18 protein-coding genes and 1 tRNA gene are annotated in these 18987 nt (G+C 43.3%); 11 read left to right on the top strand and 8 right to left on the bottom strand.

The annotated features are described in order from the left end of the window. Nucleotides 1-2: 2 nt before the first annotated feature. Nucleotides 3-2093 carry a ComEC/Rec2 family competence protein gene (locus M1L62_RS14500; protein ID WP_254560302.1) on the top strand — a complete coding sequence of 697 codons (2091 nt, stop codon included), beginning with the start codon at nucleotides 3-5 and terminating at the stop codon, nucleotides 2091-2093. On the opposite strand, the gene M1L62_RS14495 is transcribed toward M1L62_RS14500, so the two are convergent. Next, nucleotides 2082-3197, bottom strand: a complete 1116-nt coding sequence (locus M1L62_RS14495) for a DUF922 domain-containing protein (RefSeq protein ID WP_254560301.1) — start codon at nucleotides 3195-3197, stop codon at nucleotides 2082-2084. The genes M1L62_RS14500 and M1L62_RS14495 overlap by 12 nt on opposite strands. Nucleotides 3198-3239: 42 nt before the next feature. On the opposite strand from M1L62_RS14495, the gene M1L62_RS14490 reads away from it, so the two are divergent. After that, a complete protein-coding gene (locus M1L62_RS14490) occupies nucleotides 3240-3722 on the top strand; it encodes a deoxycytidylate deaminase (RefSeq protein WP_254560300.1) in 483 nt (160 codons plus the stop codon). A gap of 113 nt (nucleotides 3723-3835) precedes the next feature. Here M1L62_RS14490 and M1L62_RS14485 read toward each other — a convergent pair whose 3' ends face one another. After that, nucleotides 3836-4348 carry an FKBP-type peptidyl-prolyl cis-trans isomerase gene (locus tag M1L62_RS14485; protein WP_254560299.1) on the bottom strand — a complete coding sequence of 171 codons (513 nt, stop codon included), beginning with the start codon at nucleotides 4346-4348 and terminating at the stop codon, nucleotides 3836-3838. 99 nt (nucleotides 4349-4447) lie between these two features. On the opposite strand from M1L62_RS14485, the gene M1L62_RS14480 reads away from it, so the two are divergent. Genes M1L62_RS14480 through M1L62_RS14470 form a run of 3 tightly spaced genes read left to right on the top strand, consistent with a single transcriptional unit; the run spans nucleotide 4448 to nucleotide 6717 of the window. Beyond that, nucleotides 4448-5050 (top strand): acyl carrier protein phosphodiesterase, encoded by a 603-nt coding sequence (locus M1L62_RS14480; RefSeq protein ID WP_254560298.1) that lies wholly within the window; start codon nucleotides 4448-4450, stop codon nucleotides 5048-5050. Between the two features lie 44 nt (nucleotides 5051-5094). After that, nucleotides 5095-6114 (top strand): DNA polymerase III subunit delta, encoded by a 1020-nt coding sequence (gene holA, locus M1L62_RS14475; RefSeq protein ID WP_254560297.1) that lies wholly within the window; start codon nucleotides 5095-5097, stop codon nucleotides 6112-6114. Nucleotides 6115-6156: 42 nt separating this feature from the next. Continuing rightward, nucleotides 6157-6717: a sugar O-acetyltransferase gene (locus tag M1L62_RS14470; protein WP_254560296.1), complete on the top strand. Its 561-nt coding sequence runs from the start codon at nucleotides 6157-6159 to the stop codon at nucleotides 6715-6717. Nucleotides 6718-6736: 19 nt separating this feature from the next. Here M1L62_RS14470 and M1L62_RS14465 read toward each other — a convergent pair whose 3' ends face one another. Next, nucleotides 6737-7450, bottom strand: a complete 714-nt coding sequence (locus M1L62_RS14465; protein WP_254560295.1) for a 2OG-Fe(II) oxygenase — start codon at nucleotides 7448-7450, stop codon at nucleotides 6737-6739. Between the two features lie 120 nt (nucleotides 7451-7570). Beyond that, a complete protein-coding gene (locus tag M1L62_RS14460) occupies nucleotides 7571-9349 on the bottom strand; it encodes an ABC transporter ATP-binding protein (RefSeq protein ID WP_254560294.1) in 1779 nt (592 codons plus the stop codon). 404 nt (nucleotides 9350-9753) lie between these two features. Here M1L62_RS14460 and M1L62_RS14455 point away from each other — a divergent pair, with 404 nt between their 5' ends. Then, a complete protein-coding gene (locus M1L62_RS14455) occupies nucleotides 9754-10668 on the top strand; it encodes a DsbA family protein (RefSeq protein WP_254560293.1) in 915 nt (304 codons plus the stop codon). A gap of 30 nt (nucleotides 10669-10698) precedes the next feature. Here the strand turns inward: M1L62_RS14455 and M1L62_RS14450 are convergent, their stop codons facing one another. From M1L62_RS14450 to M1L62_RS14435, 4 genes are all read right to left on the bottom strand, one after another. Then, a complete protein-coding gene (locus M1L62_RS14450) occupies nucleotides 10699-11004 on the bottom strand; it encodes a winged helix-turn-helix transcriptional regulator (protein ID WP_254560292.1) in 306 nt (101 codons plus the stop codon). 116 nt (nucleotides 11005-11120) lie between these two features. Beyond that, on the bottom strand, nucleotides 11121-12032 hold the full coding sequence (locus M1L62_RS14445; RefSeq protein WP_254560291.1) for a helix-turn-helix domain-containing protein: 912 nt from the start codon (nucleotides 12030-12032) through the stop codon (nucleotides 11121-11123). 63 nt (nucleotides 12033-12095) lie between these two features. Then, on the bottom strand, nucleotides 12096-12896 hold the full coding sequence (locus M1L62_RS14440) for an SDR family oxidoreductase (RefSeq protein ID WP_254560290.1): 801 nt from the start codon (nucleotides 12894-12896) through the stop codon (nucleotides 12096-12098). A gap of 244 nt (nucleotides 12897-13140) precedes the next feature. Then, nucleotides 13141-13214: transfer RNA gene (locus M1L62_RS14435), tRNA-Met, on the bottom strand. Nucleotides 13215-13413: 199 nt separating this feature from the next. Here M1L62_RS14435 and M1L62_RS14430 point away from each other — a divergent pair. The 5 genes from M1L62_RS14430 to M1L62_RS14410 all read left to right on the top strand — a co-directional run bounded on the left by M1L62_RS14430 (nucleotide 13414) and on the right by M1L62_RS14410 (nucleotide 18884). After that, on the top strand, nucleotides 13414-13806 hold the full coding sequence (locus M1L62_RS14430; protein WP_254560289.1) for an START-like domain-containing protein: 393 nt from the start codon (nucleotides 13414-13416) through the stop codon (nucleotides 13804-13806). Next, entirely contained in the window at nucleotides 13806-15311 is a 1506-nt protein-coding gene (locus M1L62_RS14425; protein ID WP_254560288.1) for an LptF/LptG family permease, read from the top strand. The genes M1L62_RS14430 and M1L62_RS14425 overlap by 1 nt, the downstream gene beginning before the upstream one ends. A gap of 106 nt (nucleotides 15312-15417) precedes the next feature. After that, nucleotides 15418-15693: a 30S ribosomal protein S15 gene (gene rpsO, locus M1L62_RS14420; protein WP_090335674.1), complete on the top strand. Its 276-nt coding sequence runs from the start codon at nucleotides 15418-15420 to the stop codon at nucleotides 15691-15693. A 123-nt stretch (nucleotides 15694-15816) separates the two neighbouring features. Beyond that, on the top strand, nucleotides 15817-17952 hold the full coding sequence (pnp, locus tag M1L62_RS14415; protein ID WP_254560287.1) for a polyribonucleotide nucleotidyltransferase: 2136 nt from the start codon (nucleotides 15817-15819) through the stop codon (nucleotides 17950-17952). Between the two features lie 68 nt (nucleotides 17953-18020). After that, nucleotides 18021-18884 (top strand): sigma-70 family RNA polymerase sigma factor, encoded by an 864-nt coding sequence (locus tag M1L62_RS14410; RefSeq protein WP_015810559.1) that lies wholly within the window; start codon nucleotides 18021-18023, stop codon nucleotides 18882-18884. Nucleotides 18885-18987: the final 103 nt, after the last annotated feature.

The raw sequence follows: 18987 nt of genomic DNA, 5'->3' as shown, positions 1-18987 counted from the left end.
GTATGCTCTCGCGAGTACCTTTTGTTGGCTTGGTTCTGACTTTAATGACAGGGATTTTGTTCGGTGACTGGCTGCTGGCCTATCATCCGGCACTTTCTTTTTCTGACCCGATTATACAGGCGGCTGTGATCCTTTCGATCGCAGCCGCTTCTGTTTTGTTTTACCGAAAGAAAAAGCCAACAGCTTTTGGGATAACCCTCTCACTGTTTGTCTGGGTTTCGGGTTTTAGTGTATTAAATTATCATGATAAAGGTTTGACCGATGAGATCGAACAGCTATCAAAACAGCCTTATGATCTCTATCAGGCAACGGTACAGTCTATCCCTGAAAAGCGTCCGAAATCAATACGAATCACCGCGATTGTCAATCGTATACGGGTTAAAGGGAAATGGGTTAATGTGCAGATTAAAGCCTATTTGAGCATCCCAAAAGACGCTGCACAGGTTCCCGATGTTGGTGATCAAATGGTGGTTAACGGAAATCTGGAACGCCCGAAACCGCCCATGAACCCCCATGAATTTGATTACCGGAAATACCTTTGGGATAAGGGTGTTGCCTGGACGGCCTACCTGCCGGATCAAGCGTATCGTGTGATTAAATCCTCGGGAGAAACGTCTGGCGTTTATGCATGGAGCCATTCAATTTCCCAGTGGTCCGACCGCCAGTTTCGGGTTTATGTGTCAAACGATAAATCATACGGACTGGTTAAAGCGATGCTGCTTGGCAGGCGTGATGACCTGAGATCGGACCAGATCGATGATTATACAACGTCCGGCACCGTGCATATTTTGTCGGTTTCCGGGATGCACGTGGCCGTGATTTTTTTGGTTCTGAAAAGTTTGCTGGGATGGCTTAAACGTCTCAGGGGAGGGAAATATATTTATCTGGTTATCATTACGTCACTACTTGGGTTTTATGCGCTGGTAACCGGGCTTCCGCCTTCCGTTCAACGCGCAGCGCTGATGTGTGTTGTCTTCGTGATAGCCGAGGTATTTGGCCGAAAGGATAATGCCATGAATACGCTGGCGTTGTCCGCTTTTATTATCCTGCTGGTCGATCCGCGAGCGCTGTTTGACGTCGGTTTCCAACTGTCATATCTGGCCATGACGGGAATTTTCCTTTTTTACAAGCCGCTATGCACGATTTTCTCACCCTCGAACTGGCTGGTAAAATATGTCTGGCAGATTACCACCATGTCTTTTGCGGCACAGCTGGCTACTTTCCCATTAAGCCTGTATTATTTCCATCAATTCCCGTTTTATTTCTGGCTGGTTAACCCGTTTGTTATCACTTTCACAAACTTTTTGCTGCCAGCTGCGTTAATGCTGCTTTTTACGTGCCTGTGGCCGTTTTTGTGGTTGCAGGCGTGGATTGGTTTATTTGTTGATTTTTGCGGTCGCCTGACTAATATTTCGGTTTCACTTCCCAAAAAACTGCCCGGTTATCTGGTTGAGAATTTATCACTTGATAAAACGGAGCTTCTATTGCTGTATCTGATCCTCTTTTTGATCTGGCTTGCTTATGAATCCAGGAGTTATATCTGGATTAAATACGGTGCGGGCCTGGTGCTCGTGTTTGTTTTTTACGCTGTTTCAGTCAGTATTCAAAATTACATGGTTCCAAAAGGTGTCATACACGCCGTCTCCAAACATACTGTAATCAGTTTCAAAGAAAGAGACCGGCTTTATATTTATGCCGATGAAGGGTTTCTAACTGACACAAACGCCTATGATTCCCATATCAGGAATTATGCAGTTAATACCGGTGTGTTGGAAACGGTATTTTTAAGCATAGGAGATAAAAGTTACCCGGAAAGTATCAAAATACAATCGGTTGCAAACGGAGATTTGCTGACGTGGCGTGGCATTACGATTTACAAAGGCGATTTTGTTTCCACGAAAGCAGCGATGGATTATCAGATTTTAAGTTCATCCGTTTATCCGAAAATAGCACAATTCAGAGCCAGTCCGGCCACTACATTTTTAATTGGTGGCGAAGTTAAAAAACGGGCTGCCGAACGCTGGCGGCAGGTTATTTCAGAAAATGGTTCTAAAACCCACGATTTGAATGAGGGGGCACTGTTATTGCCGTGAGTAGATATTGGTAATTTCTTTTGAAATTTTCCGTTCCCATTCCGCCTGGGCGGCATTGTTCAATCCGTGGTCCGTTGCGCGGTCATAGTTTTCCTGTTCGGTATTCATTTCCCGAAACGATTGCAGAAACTGATATTGAATTTCGCTGTCGTAATCCTCAATGGTCAGCTCGCCTGATTCCAGATTTTTCTTGAACTTTTCTACGACAAGCCTGGTGATATCAAAATGGAGCTGTTCGTGCCTTAGCGTGCCTGCGTTCCTCGCTTCCGATAACGCCCAAGACATGCTTTTAACCATGAATATTTTCAGGCCGATTTCCAGTATTAAATCATCGTCTTTGGGGTAGGAGTGTCCTTCATAAGCAAAACTTGTGAAAACGGCTGCTGCATACCTGCTGCCTGGCCGGTTCTTCTGACCCTGGAAATCAGCCCATATGAGCGGTCTTTTAACACTGTAAAAAATTGTATCAGCCTTATCCTGCGTTGTAATCTCTTTAAAAACGATTTTTAGGTTTTTAGCAAGTGCCGGATTTTTACCTATATTAGAGCCCATCCATTTTTGAAAATGGATAAGGGACTGGTCCAGCATCTGCCGGATTAATTTCTGATGGTCGAATTCTTTTTCTGCACGCGTATAAGTAGCGGAGGTCTGATAATTGGTCAGGTCCACCGACAGCATATCCCGGTACCAGCGAAAGGATACGTCCAGTTTGATTTCTCCTCCAACACGGTTGGGACCTAAACGTCTCTCATTGAGCTGGAAATCTTTAACGCTGATATACAGAGGCAAAAGATCGTTGCTCACTTTCGGCACGGAATAAGACCAATATGCGGTCAGGTCTTTTTCCACTGAATTACTCATGGCCGCAGGTTTTTCTTTCCCCAAAAATATTACTTTGCCAATATTCGGTCCTTTTATTTTTCGCTTGTCTTCGACTTCCTGGATAAAGAATTTATTCGACCGGATCACAGACGACGGATCCCGCCCAAGTGTGATAATTTCAGTGGCGGTCTGAGCAAAAGAAAGCGGTTTCAGACAAATAAATAAGTTGATCAGCATCAGAGTTCTGATCTTATTTACTAATCTATATTGAATCCAATCCATGCTTTATCTAAGTTTGCAGGTAATTTAAGTTTTACCAATCGAATGACTTTACTAACAACGAAAAACCGGCCGGAATTTGATGACATTTTCATGGAGCTGGCAATAAATCTAGCCAAACGGTCTCATTGCATTAAAGCACAGGTCGGTGCAGTGTTAACCAAAGATACCCGTATTATTTCAATTGGTTATAATGGTCCGCCTGCCGGAACGCACAATTGTGATGAAGAATTTCCGGAGGAAGGCTGCCCCCGCGACGCAAAAGGTAGCTGTTCACTGGCTTTGCACGCAGAACAGAATGCGATTCTTTTTGCCGTAAAAAATGGCTCCAACATTGAAGGCGCGACACTTTTTGTAACCCTGGCTCCTTGTATCGCCTGTGCCCGTGTTATTTATACGATGAAAATAAGCAAAGTGATTTTCCTGCACTCGTACGCTGCGTACAAAGGAATCGGCCGAGAGGAAGGTGTCGAATTTTTGAGGACTTTTGGCGTGGAGGTGGAGCAGTATGTTGTAAGTGCGGAGTGAAGAATTAAGAATGATGAATTAAAAATTAAGAATAAAATATTAGAGAAGAAAAGATGGGAATTTCCCGTTTCCCTCGCTATTCATCATTCTTAATTCATCATTCTTAATTAATATTAGTGATGATGTCCACCCTCGCCATGTACGTGGCCGTGGCTTATTTCTTCTGCTGTTGCGGCGCGGATTGAAAGGATAGAACCTTCAAAGTGCATTTCTTTGCCTGCCAACGGGTGATTGAAATTCATGATCACAACATCGTCCTTAACTTCAACAACCTGGCCGTGCATACGCTCGCCGTCTTCGTTGGTCATCGGGACAATATTTCCGATTTCAAGAAGTTCTTCCTGGTCAACACCCTCCATCTGGAAAACGGCTTTTGGAAGTTCAACAATTGCCTCAGGATCAAACTCTCCATAACCTTCTTCAGGTGCTACAACGAAGTCAAAAGTGTCACCTGCAGCAAGTCCTTCGATCTTATCTTCAAAGCCTTCCGGAAGTCCGCTGATGCCTTGAATAAAATACATCGGATCTTCTTCCGTTACTACTTCTACGATATCCATTTCGCCGTCGTTGTCAGGGATTCTCAGACTATATATGAGTGCTACGACATTATTCTTTTCGACTTTCATTTGCTTGTTTGGTTAAAATAATGGTTGTTGTAAAATAATTGTTCCATGGTGATTTGGAGAAAACAAACGTACGGGAATTTTGCCAAAATGTCTTTTTTTATGAATTTTTTAGCGCATTTATTGCTTTCCGGAGACGATGAGGAGGTTATTGTAGGAAATTATGTCGGTGATTTTATAAAAGGCAGATTGACGGGTGACAAAATCATTGGCTGGACTGACTCTTTTTTATTAGGCGTAAAATTACACCGGCATATTGACATGTTTACGGACGAACACCCAACCGTCAGAGAAGCAAAGAGAAAGGCGGCTCTGGTGCTTGGGAAAACGGCAGGAATAGCGACAGATATTTATTTCGATTACTTTTTAGCCAAATATTTTAACCAATTTTGCAGCGAATCTCTGGAAGATTACAGCGCGCGTATGTACCAGGTGATCCGCGAAAACGATCCGCTGATTCCCGTGCATATGAAGTCGATGGTGCGGACGATGATCAAGCAGGACTGGCTTAATACTTACCGGACGCTGGATGGTATCAGGCTTACGTTCAGTCGGTTGTCCGGGAGAGCTGATTTTCTGTCGGTGCTTAATCTCGCTGAGGAAGATCTGGAAGCAAACGAACCGTTTTATCACGATAAATTCAGTACGTTTTTTCCGCTGCTTCAAGCCGAGGCATCGCGTTTTATTTCAGAGCATGGAAATTAACCGGATTTTCAGCGCTCATTATTTATTAAAATTAAGATTAAAAAATGGCTCAAACGCCTGATGCTGCCCTTAAAGAAATTAAATCTAAAAAGTTTAAACCCGTGTATTTTCTGCACGGAGACGAACCGTTTTATATCGATATCATTGCCGAGTCGCTCGAAGAACGCGTAGTGCCTGAGTCTGAACGCGGTTTTAACCAATTTGTACTTTACGGAAAAGATACTGATGTTGCCGGTGTGCTTAGCCATGCCAGAAGATATCCGTTTATGGCAGAGCGCCAGCTGATTATCGTCAAAGATGCCAATAAACTGGGCGGGATTGAGCAGAAAGAGCAACAGGCGAGGCTGGAAGATTATGTCCTGAATCCGCTGCACAGCACGGTGCTGGTGTTATGTTTTCATGCCAACGCCGATGAGCGCAAAACTTTTGTGAAGGCATTCAATACCCACGGTCATGTTGTGCAGTCGAAAAAGATGTACGACAACAAATTGCCGGACTGGGTTGCGTCTTATTGTCAGTCGGAAGGGGTGAAGATAAGTCCCAAGGCGGTTCAGATGATGGTTGACAACATTGGAAACGACCTGAAACGTCTGACGAATGAAATCCGTAAAATCATGGTCAACCTGCGGGTGGATCAGGGTATAGATGCGGAAGTCGTGGAGCGTTTTGTGGGTATCAGCAAGGAATACAATGTTTTTGAATTCCAGAAAGCATTGCTCATGCGTGATGTTATCAAGGCAAACCGCATCGCCAACCACTTTTCGGCTAATTCGAAAGACAATCCACTGGCACCGATCCTGATCATCCTTTTTGGGTTCTTTTCAAAAGTGCTTCTGGTGCATGCGAGTGCGGATAAGTCGGAAAAAGGTCTTGCGACAGCGCTCGGGGTTAATCCTTTTTTTGTGAAAGATTATTCGCTTGCAGCGAGGAATTATCCTTTACCGAAGGTTGCACACATTATTCATTACTTGCGTGAATCTGACAGCCGTTTAAAGGGGCTTGACGGCGTAAGCACGCCGGAAGGAGAGTTGCTGAAAGAGCTTGTGTTCAAAATTGTTCATTAAGCGAAGAGAGAAATTGAAGTTTTTAACTTAAAGCGGACAGATTTGAAATCAGAATTGGAAAAAATGCTGGCAGGCGAACTGTATGACGCCAGTGATGCAGTGCTGTTGGCAATGCGGATTAATGCGCGTCGTATTTTTACAAAATACAACCAGATCCCTTTCGAAAATGGTGAAGAACGTAAGGAGGTTTTAAAAGAATTACTCGGAGGTTTTGCGGGTGGTATCGATATTCAAACCCCCTTTTATTGCGATTACGGAAGTAATATTTTCGCTGGTGATAACCTGTTTATCAATTTTAACTGTACGATTCTGGATTGCGCGAAAGTTACCTTAGGAAACAATGTGTTCTTCGCTCCCAATGTACAGATCTACACGGCGACTCACCCGGTTATTGCTTCCGAAAGGATCAAAGGCCCGGAATATGCGCTTCCCATAACAATCGGAAATAATGTCTGGCTTGGCGGTGGTGTCATCGTTTGTCCCGGCGTTACCATTGGCGATAACACCACCATTGGCGCCGGCAGCGTGGTTACGAAGGATATTCCGGCCAATGTCGTGGCTGCCGGTAACCCATGCCGGGTGTTGCGGACCTTACCGGACTGAACCGCCCGGTAAGGTCGTTCTAGCTCAGTGCGTCATGGAAAATGATGCCCAGCGTATACCGGTTTCCTTCATGGATTTCGCTGACACCATGTTTCATATTTACCCGGTAATAGCCTTTGCTCCCTTTTACCGGCCGGAAATTGGTTGTAAACAAGAGAATATCTCCTTTTTTTGGTTTCAGAACAATCGCTTTTGACTGCGCTCTTGGCGTTTGCTGAACGAGGACGAATTCACCGCCCGTATAATCAGCTTCCGGTTCATTCAAAAATATCACCAGTTGCATTGGGAAAAATACTTCACCGTAAAGGTCCTGATGCAGCGTGTTGTGGCCTCCTTTGCCGTATTTCAAAATCAAAACCGTTGGCTTTACCTGATTGTTTTCGCGGCAAAGCTGTTGCAATCCGGTAAAAGTTTCAGGGAATTTCGTTGGGATATTTAAAACCTTCATCCAGGTGTTGGCGATCGGCGCAAGTTTTGGATAAATGGCTTCTCTGATATGCTGGATCAGATCCGGCAGTGGATATTGAAAATATTTATATTCTCCGAGGCCAAACCTGTACCGTTCCATAACGATTGTTTTGCGGTAAAACTGAGGCGAATTATACTGATCAATAAGCTGATTGCAGGCTTCGTGCGGGATTATTTTAGGTAGCAAGGCATAGCCGGTTTCGTTCATGTTTTCAGAAACGTTTTGCCAGTCAATGATATTCAGGTTGGCGGAAATGCTGTTCATTTTATCAGATTTGATGTTTGATAAACAAAACTACCATGGCTGTTAACCGAAAAAAACCTGAATCTTGCGCAGTTAAACTGGCCCGATTCAGGTTTTTGAATGTGTGCGGATGTCGCGGTTTTATGCTTCCATAACATGGACGTCTTTGCGCTCGCCGATTTGTTGGCGCCACATGGCGTAATAAAGCCCTTTTTCTTCAAGCAGGGCATTGTGACTGCCCGTCTCTATAATATTTCCCTTTTCGAGGACATAAATGCGGTCAGCGTACATGATCGTCGAAAGCCGGTGGGCAATCATCACTGTGATATGCTGGCGCTGACTTGTGATACTTCTGATGGTATTGGAAATTTCCTCTTCTGTCAGCGAATCCAGGGCAGAGGTTGCTTCATCAAAAATCATCAGATGAGGATTACGTAACAGGGCGCGCGCAATCGATAGGCGCTGGCGCTCGCCACCGGATAATTTAAGTCCCCCTTCACCAATAACGGTGTCGATACCGTTTTCTGCCCTTTGCAGCAAATTATAACAAGCCGCTTTTTTCAATACTTCGGTGATCATTTCATCCGTTGCCGAAGGATTTACAAAAAGCAGATTTTCCTTGATTGTTCCTGAAAATAGCTGGGTGTCCTGCGTCACAAAGCCGATCTGATGTCTTAATTCATCAAAATCGATACTGCTGTCGCTGTGGTTGTTGTAGTATATTCCTCCGGTATTCGGGTGATAAAGTCCTACCAGCAATTTAACCAGTGTCGTTTTTCCAGAGCCCGACGGACCTACAAAAGCAATGGTTTCTCCACGTTTTACTTCAAATGAGATTTCATCCAGTGCGGGACGTCTTGCGGTTTGATGCTGGAAATGGACTTTTTCAAAACGAAGTGTTTCCACAGCATCAATTTTTTCAGGATGTTCAGGTTTGCGTTCAATAGGGCGATTCAGCAACTTTTCAAGGTTACCAAGCGACGCCTCTGCTTCCCTGTACGAAAGGATGATGTTGCCAAGTTCCTGTAACGGGGTGAAAATGAAGAACGAATAAAACTGCATCATCATCATTTGCCCGACTGTGATCTTGTCATGAAAAACGAAAAACAGCAGGGAAAACATAATACATTGTTGCAGGAAATTCACGAAAGTACCCTGGATAAAACTGATTGAACGGATGCTTTTTACCTTTTTTAATTCCAGTTTCAGGATCTTAAATGTCGTTGTGTTAAGTCTGCGGATTTCCTGTTGTGTTAGCCCAAGACTTTTTACAAGCTCAATATTACGCAGCGATTCTGTGGTTGATCCGGCAAGCGCGGTCGTTTCTTTTACAATGTTTTTCTGAACTTCCTTTATTTTTCGGCTTAAAATGCTGGTTAACAGCGCCAGCACTACTGATCCAACCAGGTAGATCACCGGAAGCATCGGGCTTAATTTAAAAGCAACAATGGTTACGAAAACGATCCCGACGATGGTTGCAAAAAGGACATTGACAAAATTGGTGATGAACTTTTCACAATCGGCCCGTACTTTTTGCAGGACGGATAATGTCTCGCCGCTGCGCTGGTCTTCAAAATCCTGATAGGGAAGGCGTAGAGCATGACGTAACCCATCGGTATAAAGGTCAGCCCCGAATTTCTGAATGACCACATTGACCACATAGTCCTGAAATGCCTTGGCGATACGGGAGACCATCGCGGCGCCGATGATCATCAGCAATCCCATGGTTATCCCCCGGAAAAACTCGTTATCCAGGCCGCTGTCGCGGAAATGTTTTGCTTTGTTGGCATATGGATCAATCAGCACGTTCCCCAAAATGTAGGGATTGAGCAGTGAAAAAACCTGATTGATGGAGGCGAGCAACAGTGCGAGTAAGATAAGCCCTTTGTAGCGGCTTAAATATTGTAATAGTAATTTCATATCACGGTGTAATGACTGTAGTATTTAGCTGGTAGTAATACTAACTCAAAGTTGACAAATTTAATTCTTCCGAACGGATGGAAATTCTCAGAAAGCAAAAAGACATCCGGATTGACGCCTTTTTGTAACTCTTTTGAGCAGTTCTCACACTCTTGTGGGAGGTGCGAACAATTGCTTTCACTGTAAATCTATGGATCGGTAATGTGGCCCGGAAACATCTTCGGTGCAGAGCTGATACTTAAGTCAGGACAAAATTATGCGGTTGTAAATAGCTGATTTTGTAAATAAAAATAGTCACAAAAAATAGACCTATTGATCCGCAAAATCCATTTCCAGACCTTCGTTCAGACATTTTTTACAGGGTATCGCATAACGCGGTAGTAGTAACACGAGTTTAAATGAATATGGGAAACAACATCAATCCACTTTTGTGTGATCCGGAAACAGGGTTATGCGAGCTTCCGGAGACCGGTAATGCGTTAGCCTCACAGGAACCCGAAAAGCTTATCGATAAGGTAAAGATCATTTATTTCACCGATCCTATATGTTCCTCTTGCTGGGGCATAGAGCCGCAACTCCGCAAATTAGAGCTGGAATATGGCAATGCGGTCGAGCTTGATATCCATATGGGCGGATTGTTACCGGACTGGAGTTATAACAGTGGCGGAATTAGTAAACCGAGCGATGTAGCGCATCATTGGGATGAGGTCAGCCAGCATTACGATATGCCTATCGATGGGGACATTTGGCTGGAAGACCCACTGGATTCTTCTTATCCGCCATCGATCGCCTTCAAGGCAGCGCAATTTCAGGATCCAAAGAAAGCAGTGGTTTTCCTGAGAAAAATGCGGGAATTTCTGTTTTTGGAAAAGAAGAATATTACGCGTTGGGAGCACCTTGCGGCAGCAGCCGTATACAGCGGTCTGGATGAGCAGAAGCTTAAATCGGATTACGACGGGCCGGCAAGGGAATCTTTCCAAAAAGATCTTCAACTGGCGGCGCAGCTTGGTGTGCGTGGATTTCCGACCATGATTTTTGTCGGCAGCGATCAGCGGAAAAACATCGTTCGGGGATCGCAGGCCTACAAGGTTTATGAAGATGCTGTGTTAGCATTAAGTGCGGGAGCCGTGAAAAAAGCGTATGACAGGTCTGTTGCCGGATTGTTTCAGAAATACCCAACGCTGACGATCAGGGAATTTGCTGAGTTGGCGGGAACCGCGAGAGCTGAGGCGGCAATCCTTTTGAAAACATTAGCTGAGTCAGGGAAATTACAGGAATCGCAATCAAAAAATGGCCCGCTCTATCATGTTGAATTTTGAGGTTGAAGTTTGTCAGGTACTCATAAAGTGCTAAATACCTTCAAGTTGTCGAAAAACCGAAGTCAGAGTTTTTCCTTTCTCCGATAACTTATACTCAATATGTAAGGGTTTAAGTTTGATCACATTCTTTTCCAGCAAGCCCTCGTTTTCTAATTCCTTTAAAGCGAGGGCAATGCTTTGTTTGTTTGAATTTTCAAGGGTTTTAAGCAAGCTGCTAAAACGCAAAGGACCCTCAAGTGCCAGCCTGAAAATCTGCGGACGCCATTTACCTGACATGATTTTGAGTAAATCTTCGGCAGGACAAGCCGGCTTGTCCAGTTTGCAATTCGGTTCCATTGGTATGGTTACGTTTTAAGATGTTTGTGCGCTAAGCTAACTTAAACTTGACGAATTTAATTCTGTTGAACAAATGGAAATTAACAGTCATTAATATTTTTTACCGAAACCCGCCGTCAGTTAAAGGTCTGCCTGAATTCCAGGGGCGAGATATTCACTTTCTTTTTAAACAGTTTATTAAACGACTGAGGGTATTCAAAACCAAGCTGATAGGCAATTTCAGCGACTGATAAATTGGTTACAGAAAGATATTCTTTGGCCTTTTCAATCAGTTTTGTCTGAATGTGTTGTTGAGCGCTTTGGCCGGTCAGTGAGCGTAACATATCGCTTAAATAATTGGGCGATACATGAAAAGTTTTTGCCAGGAGCTCAACGGACGGAAGCCCGTTTTTTAAGGTTTCTTCGTCCTCAAAATACGCGTTGAGAAACGTTTCCATCTTAGTCAGCAAATCGTGGTTCACGGCTTTTCGGGTAATGAATTGTCTCTCGTAAAACCTGTTGCTGTAATTTAGCAGCAGATCAATTTGCGACAGAATGATATCCTGCGTGTGCCGGTCTATATGCTGATACTCTTCATCGATTTTCTCAAAAATCCCGATGATGTTTTTTTCTTCTTTTTCTGAAAGATGTAATGCTTCATTAACAGCATATGAAAAGAAGCCGTAATTTTTGATCATTGCGGCAAGGGGATGTTTGTATAGAAAATCATGATGGAACAGCAATGCATATCCTGCGCCTGGCTCCGAATTCAGGATTTCGGCGTGTGGGGCATTAAGCGACTGAATCTGCTTAGTAGACACAAAAGTCATGACACCCTTGTCATAGTCGTAATACTGCTGACCATATTTCACTTTGCCGGCGATGTCTTTTTTCAGGGATACGCAGTAGAAATTCAGCGTGAAATGTTCCCAGACAGCGTTCTCGGCAAAACGCATATCCTGAACGCGAACCACGCTGACGAGCGGATGTAATGGCTCCGGCAATGATACCATGCGATGAAACTCGGATATGGAGTTAATGACCTTCATTTTCTTGCTTTTATTAAGTTTAAACCTGCAACCGTCTTTTTGGCAGTTGCAGGTTTTTGATAACTATCCCAGAATCTGACTTCTGATTTCCTTTCTGAATTCTTCTCCGCCAACTTCCAGGCGTCTTGCATATAGTGCTTTGGCATCTTCACCCGCAACATAACGGATCTGGTCTTTGTCGTCCGTTGCGGCTTCATATACAACTTCGGCAATTTGTTCAGCGGTTGAGGCTGCCTTCATCGTTTCAATCGCGGCAAAAAGCTTGTCTTCGAGCTCCTGATACTCGGGGTGACTGCTTTTATCAAGCGATCTGCCGGTGAAGTCCGTTGCGATGCCTCCGGGCGCAACCGTTTTTATTTTAATGTTATGCAAACCCAATTCAAAGGACATACCCTCCGACCAGCCCTCCAACGCAAATTTAGTAGCATGATAAATGGAGTGCAAGGGGAATGTAAGAAATCCGCCCATGGAAGTTGTGCTAATGAACAAACCGTCTTTCTTTTCTCTGAAATGAGGAATAAACGCCTGTGTGACGCGCAGCACAGCCAAAAGGTTGGTGCTGATCTGTTGGGAGATCTGTTCTTCGGTAAGCGCTTCCAGGGCACCCATAAGCCCATAACCTGCGTTATTGAACACCACATCAATTGGCTTTAAAGAAATCGCCTTAGTCACAGTCGCTTTGATCTGCTCGGCGTTGGTTACGTCCAGCGGCAGAAGTGTCACGTTTTCCAGTTGATTAAGTTCTGTTTCTTTTGCCGGGTTTCGCATGGTGGCAATGACGTTCCATCCTTTTGCCTGAAATAGTTTTGCGGTTGCCTTGCCTAATCCTGAAGATGCTCCTGTAATGAAAATTGTTTTTTGCATTTTTTCTGTGTTTTAATGTCTGATGCAAAATTCCGGCAAGTTTCATCGGGATGTGTTTCCAAATCAAGGTTACTTGTTTCCAAATCGGGGAGGAGCGTTTTTCTCAGTACTACGAAGCAGTATTTTTAATCGGAAAGCGATTTCTCGAATGGCTCAGGGGAAAAGATAATTATTAGCCGTGGTATAAGAAGAAAATATAATTCCTGAAAAGCAAAAAAGGCATCCGTTTGGATGCCTTTTCTCGTAGCGGGGAGCAGAATCGAACTGCCGACCTTAGGGTTATGAATCCTACGCTCTAACCATCTGAGCTACCCCGCCGTACCGTTATTGTGGTGCAAAAGTATGTTAAAGAAATTTAGAATGCAAGTCTTTTTGGAAAATTCATTGTAAAAAACTAAATTACAAAAAAACAGAAAAGCAGGTTTCTGATTTTTATTAGTGATTTGTGTTATATTACAACTTTTAAGATCAGCAGGTTAACAATTTTGCAATGGAGAAACCCATAAACCCAGTTACAATGGAAAAATTTAAGTTTATTACTGAATTTGAATTGCGCTCATCACCAAAAGTTTTATTTCCATACATCTCCACGCCCTCTGGTCTGGAACAATGGTTTGCAGAAAAAGTAACTGTTTTGCCTAATCAGCGATTCGATTTTCAGTGGGACGGGGATAGCCACGTGGCAAAACAGACCGGGTTAAGAATAAACAAAGCTGTTAAATTTGAATTTGAAAATACCAGTGACGACGACCTGGATAATAATCATCTGGAAATGAAGCTGGAAGTCAGTGAATTGACGCAAACAACGTTTTTAAGGGTTATAGATTATTCATCAAATAAGGATGAAGCTGAACTAATATCGTTGTGGAATGGGTTTATGGATAATCTTAAAGAAATTGTAGGGAGTTGATGAAAAAGCTGGATAAGCTTATACTAATGTCCTTCTGGGGACCATTTATAGTTACAATGTCGGTAGTGGTTTTCATATTTTTAATGAAAATCATGATTTTTTATATTGATGATTTTGTGTCGAAAGATCTGGGGCTATGGGATTATGCCCGGCTTTTCTTTTTCTTCAGTCTCATTACAGTGCCCACTGCGCTTCCGCTGGCCATGCTGCTGTCTTCACTGATGGCCTTCGGGAATCTTGGAGAGTTCTTCGAGCTCACGGCAATCAAAAGTGCGGGCATATCGGTGGTGCGGGCCATGGCGCCTTTGTTTATTGTGGCGGTGCTGGTCAGTATTTTTTCCTTCTATTTTAATGATCGGGTCTCGCCCTGGGCGAATTTAAAGGGTTATAGTTTGCTCTATGACATCAAGACGACCAAGGCAACGCTCAAAATTAAGGAAGGGATTTTTTACAATGACCTTCCGGGATATAGCATCAAGGTTGATAAAAAAATGGCCGATGCGCAGTCTATGAAGGGGATGGTGATCTACAAGCACGACAGCCGCTCTTACGAACGCGGCAACACACAGATCATTCTGGCTGATTCTGGCAAGATGTATACCATCAATGAAAATTCCAATCTGGTTATTGAGTTGTACAGCGGTACGAGTTATACAGAAGATAATGAGCAGAAAGGCGGAACGGCCACATACATTTCACCAATAGCGTCAGGAGTGGAGGCAAAGCCGTTGAGTACAAAATTCACGAGAAATGCATTTGATCATTTCAAAATGGTTGAGAGTTTATCGTCATTTGGCATGAAACGCACGGACGAAGGGCAGTTCAAGTATCATGAGTTTATGAAAAATATTGATGATCTGAACCACACCGCCGATTCGATCAAAACTTCTTATGACGAAACGAAGAAAAATCTCCTGCCGAACAGTCAGCAATATTTCTCGTATAACTACAAGCAGGGGACTGACAAAACACTTAAAGCCGGCAAGTGGATCGATTCGTTGCTGACCCGTCCGGTGACTGACAGTTTAAAGAAAGAAATTCTGACAACGGCCAAAAGTTCGGCGGCGAGTATGCAGAGTTATGCAAAATCCAATCAGGATTATCTCCAGGCGAAATTAAAAGATGCCAGCAAATATGAACTGGAAAAACATCATAAATATACCAATGCGTTATCTTGTCTGATCATGTTTTTAATCGGTGCCCCGTTGGGTGCTATCATTAAAAAAGGGGGCTTTGGAGTACCGGTACTGGTGTCGGTATTGTTTTTTATCCTGCTGTACGTTCTGATCAACCAGGGAGATAAGTGGGTGAAAGAGGGGTTGTTGAGTGTGCCCGTCGGAGCCTGGATGGCCAATACGGTGTTATTTATCGCCGGTGTTTATTTCATAGACCGTGCCCGCAGCGACTCGCGTCTTTTTGATAAGGATGTTTATCAGATGCGTGTCAAAAGAATTAAATCTTTTTTGGCAAGTAGATTTGGAAAAACACGGCTTATCAATTCATAGTAAAATTATATTTTCTTTATATCAGGAATAATTCTTAATTTTGCGTCCTTGTTTTGCAGCATAGTGCTGTAAATTATTTTTACATATTTAATCTGTTGTTACAATCATGTATTTAACTACGGAAAAGAAGAGAGAGATCTTCGAAACCAAAGGTTTTAAAAAAGAAGGCGGTGATACTGGATCTGCCGAATCACAAATTGCTTTATTTACGTACCGTATCAATTATTTGAACGAGCACTTAAAAACGCACAAAAAAGATAACGATACTCGTCTGGGTCTACTTAAAATGGTAGGAAAGCGCAGAAGATTATTGGATTATCTTTACAAAAACGACATTACTCGTTACCGTGCGATTATCGCGGAATTGAACATTCGTAAGTAATTTACTAAATCAGGGAACTTGCTTTCATAGTAAGTTCCCTGATTTTTTGCGGAATTTAATCAGAAAATTATACAGGAAACGTTCTGGTGACGTTTTCACAGCTACCCAAACATTACATATTCTATGCTATTTAACATAGTGACCAAAACGATACCATTGCCTGATGGTAGAGAAATTACAATTGAAACAGGAAAATTAGCAAAACAGGCAGATGGATCCGTTGTGGTACGTATGGGTAATACCATGCTTCTGGCTACCGTTGTTGCCAATAAAGATATTAGAGAGGGAATTGATTTCTTGCCTCTTTCAGTGGATTACCAGGAAAAATTTGCTTCGGCAGGTAGAATCCCTGGTAGCTTTATGCGTCGTGAAGGTAAACTTTCTGACCATGAAGTTTTGGTTAGCCGTTTGGTTGACCGCGTTCTTCGTCCTCTTTTCCCGGATGATTACCACGCAGAAATTCAGGTTAACCTGATGTTGATCTCAGCAGACGCTGAGGCTTTGCCGGACGCATTGGCAGCATTGGCTGCTTCGGCTGCGCTTGCTGCTTCTGACATTCCTTTCGGCGGACCGGTTTCTGAGGTTCGTGTTGCGAAAATTGACGGACAACTGGTGATTAACCCGGGTGCATCTGTTCTTGAAAATGCTACTTTGGATCTTATGGTGGGTGCTACTTACCAGGATATCACGATGGTAGAAGGAGAAATGGACGAGGTTTCGGAAGAAGAAGTGATCGAAGCTTTGAAATTTGCTCATGAAGTGATCAAACAACAGTGTCTTGCTATCAAAGAATTTGAAGCAGCGGTTGGTAACACAGTAAAAAGAGAATACGTAGGAGATGTGCAGGATGAAGAGCTTGAAGCTCGCGTTCGTGCTTTCTGTTATGATAAAGTTTATGCAGTTGCCCAGTTGGGTTCTAAAAACAAAAATGTACGTAAAGAAGGAGCGAAAGCTGTTTTGGCGGAGTTTTTAGAAACAATCGGAGAGGAAGAAGAAGTTAACCTTGGTCTTGTAAAACGTTATTTCCACGACCTTGAATACGATGCATCACGCCGTTTGGTACTTGACGAAAGAAAACGTCTTGATGGCCGTAAATTGGATGAGGTTCGTCCGATCGCATCAGAAGTTGATTTCTTGCCAAATGCACACGGTTCTGCCTTGTTTACCCGCGGGGAAACACAGTCATTAACTACGGTGACATTGGGTACCAAAAACGACGAGCAGATCATCGATACACCTTTGAAATATGGTTACAGCAAATTCTTGCTTCACTATAACTTCCCGGGCTTCTCAACAGGTGAAGTAAAACCAAACCGCGGACCAGGACGTCGTGAAGTAGGTCACGGAAACCTTGCTTTGCGTGCTTTGAAAAAAGTATTGCCTGGAGCAGAAGACAATCCATACACAATCCGTATCGTTTCTGATATCCTTGAATCAAATGGTTCGTCATCTATGGCAACGGTTTGTGCGGGTTCTTTGGCCCTTATGGACTCAGGATTGAAAATTAAGGCTCCTGTGTCAGGAATTGCAATGGGATTGATCTCGGATGAAAAAACAGGTCAGTATGCCGTTCTTTCGGATATCCTTGGGGATGAAGATCACCTGGGTGACATGGATTTCAAGGTTACGGGTACTGAAAACGGTATCACGGCCTGTCAAATGGATATTAAAGTAAATGGTCTTTCGTTTGAAGTGTTGTCAGAAGCGTTGTTACAGGCCAAAGCCGGACGTCTGCACATCCTTGGCGAAATGAATAAAACGATTAAAGAATCACGTGCTGACCTGAAACCACACACACCTCGCGCTGTCATTATCAAAATTGACCGTGAGATGATTGGTGCTGTAATCGGGCCGGGCGGTAAGGTTGTTCAGGATATTCAGAAAGAATCCGGTGCCACTGTTTCTATTGAAGAAAAAGATGGTGCAGGATATGTAAGTATATTTTCGGCAGACAAGACTTCCATGGATAAAGCGGTTGCAAGAATTCGCGGAATTATCCTTGTTCCTGAAATTGGCGAGGTTTATTCAGGAAAAGTGAAGTCCATTATGCCGTTTGGTGCGTTCGTAGAATTTTTACCAGGTAAAGACGGATTGCTTCATATTTCGGAGATCAAGTGGGAGCGTATTGAAAATATGGATGGTGTTCTCGAAGTTGGAGAGGAAGTTCAGGTAAAATTGGTTGAAGTTGACAAGAAAACAGGTAAGTACCGCTTGTCACGCAAAGTATTACTTCCAAAACCAGAGAACAAAAACGCATAAAAATGTGTTTTCATCAACAAGGGCATTTGTAAATGTCGTTATTTATACATATTAATATTTGAATTTAGATGAGACAGCTAAAGATCAGTAAGCAAATTACCAACCGTGAAAGTCAGTCGTTAGATAAATACTTGCAGGAAATCGGGAAGGTAGATTTGTTAACGCCGGATGAGGAAGTGACGTTAGCTCAGAAAATACGGGACGGTGACCAACTTGCGTTGGAAAGGTTGACAAAGGCGAACTTGCGTTTTGTGGTTTCGGTTGCGAAACAGTATCAGAATCAAGGGCTTTCTTTGGGTGACCTGATCAATGAAGGTAACCTGGGTTTGATTAAAGCTGCGCAGCGTTTCGACGAAACGCGTGGTTTTAAGTTCATTTCCTATGCCGTGTGGTGGATTCGCCAGTCTATTCTTCAGGCGCTTGCTGAGCAGTCACGTATTGTACGTCTTCCGTTAAACCGTGTAGGTTCTTTAAATAAAATATCAAAGACTTTCTCTGAACTTGAACAGCGTTTCGAGCGTGAGCCTTCTCCTGAGGAGCTTGCCGAAGTGCTTGAAATCTCATCTTCTGAGGTTGTTGATACCATGAAAATCTCGGGACGTCACGTATCCATGGATGCGCCTTTCGTTCAGGGAGAAGAAAACAGCTTGCTTGACGTTCTTGAAAATGATCTGGAAGACAAACCTGACTCCGGTTTGGTTAACGAATCATTACGTAAAGAGGTACAGCGTGCACTTTGCACTTTGACGCAGAGAGAAGCAGACGTTATCGCCCTTTATTTCGGCCTAAATGGCGAGCATGCGATGACTTTGGAAGAGATTGGGGAGAAGTTCAACCTAACCCGTGAACGCGTGCGTCAGATCAAAGAAAAGGCTATTCGCAGATTACGTCATGTATCAAGAAGCAAGGCTTTGAAAACTTATTTAGGATAAGTTAAAGAAAGTTAAAAGTGAATACCGGGATTATCATCTGTTTTGAAAATCACCGCTTATATCAGAAAATTTAAAATGGCCTCTTTTTGAGGCTATTTTTGTA

Origin of the sequence: Dyadobacter diqingensis, assembly GCF_024220585.1 — a bacterium.
In the GTDB taxonomy this organism is placed as follows: domain Bacteria; phylum Bacteroidota; class Bacteroidia; order Cytophagales; family Spirosomataceae; genus Dyadobacter; species Dyadobacter diqingensis.
Note: the sequence above shows the minus strand (reverse complement) of the source record. Positions and strands in the feature narration are given on the sequence as shown.

Excerpts from the sequence above, each read along its gene's own strand:
- M1L62_RS14495 (WP_254560301.1), bottom strand. The coding sequence starts at position 3,197 with ATGGATTGGATTCAATATAGATTAGTAAATAAGATCAGAACTCTGATG.
- M1L62_RS14445 (WP_254560291.1), bottom strand. The coding sequence starts at position 12,032 with ATGAAGGTCATTAACTCCATATCCGAGTTTCATCGCATGGTATCATTG.
- pnp (WP_254560287.1), top strand. The coding sequence starts at position 15,817 with ATGCTATTTAACATAGTGACCAAAACGATACCATTGCCTGATGGTAGA.
- M1L62_RS14425 (WP_254560288.1), top strand. The coding sequence starts at position 13,806 with ATGAAAAAGCTGGATAAGCTTATACTAATGTCCTTCTGGGGACCATTT.
- M1L62_RS14485 (WP_254560299.1), bottom strand. The coding sequence starts at position 4,348 with ATGAAAGTCGAAAAGAATAATGTCGTAGCACTCATATATAGTCTGAGA.
- M1L62_RS14410 (WP_015810559.1), top strand. The coding sequence starts at position 18,021 with ATGAGACAGCTAAAGATCAGTAAGCAAATTACCAACCGTGAAAGTCAG.
- holA (WP_254560297.1), top strand. The coding sequence starts at position 5,095 with ATGGCTCAAACGCCTGATGCTGCCCTTAAAGAAATTAAATCTAAAAAG.
- M1L62_RS14455 (WP_254560293.1), top strand. The coding sequence starts at position 9,754 with ATGGGAAACAACATCAATCCACTTTTGTGTGATCCGGAAACAGGGTTA.
- M1L62_RS14465 (WP_254560295.1), bottom strand. The coding sequence starts at position 7,450 with ATGAACAGCATTTCCGCCAACCTGAATATCATTGACTGGCAAAACGTT.
- M1L62_RS14460 (WP_254560294.1), bottom strand. The coding sequence starts at position 9,349 with ATGAAATTACTATTACAATATTTAAGCCGCTACAAAGGGCTTATCTTA.
- M1L62_RS14450 (WP_254560292.1), bottom strand. The coding sequence starts at position 11,004 with ATGGAACCGAATTGCAAACTGGACAAGCCGGCTTGTCCTGCCGAAGAT.
- rpsO (WP_090335674.1), top strand. The coding sequence starts at position 15,418 with ATGTATTTAACTACGGAAAAGAAGAGAGAGATCTTCGAAACCAAAGGT.
- M1L62_RS14480 (WP_254560298.1), top strand. The coding sequence starts at position 4,448 with ATGAATTTTTTAGCGCATTTATTGCTTTCCGGAGACGATGAGGAGGTT.
- M1L62_RS14440 (WP_254560290.1), bottom strand. The coding sequence starts at position 12,896 with ATGCAAAAAACAATTTTCATTACAGGAGCATCTTCAGGATTAGGCAAG.
- M1L62_RS14490 (WP_254560300.1), top strand. The coding sequence starts at position 3,240 with ATGACTTTACTAACAACGAAAAACCGGCCGGAATTTGATGACATTTTC.
- M1L62_RS14500 (WP_254560302.1), top strand. The coding sequence starts at position 3 with ATGCTCTCGCGAGTACCTTTTGTTGGCTTGGTTCTGACTTTAATGACA.
- M1L62_RS14430 (WP_254560289.1), top strand. The coding sequence starts at position 13,414 with ATGGAAAAATTTAAGTTTATTACTGAATTTGAATTGCGCTCATCACCA.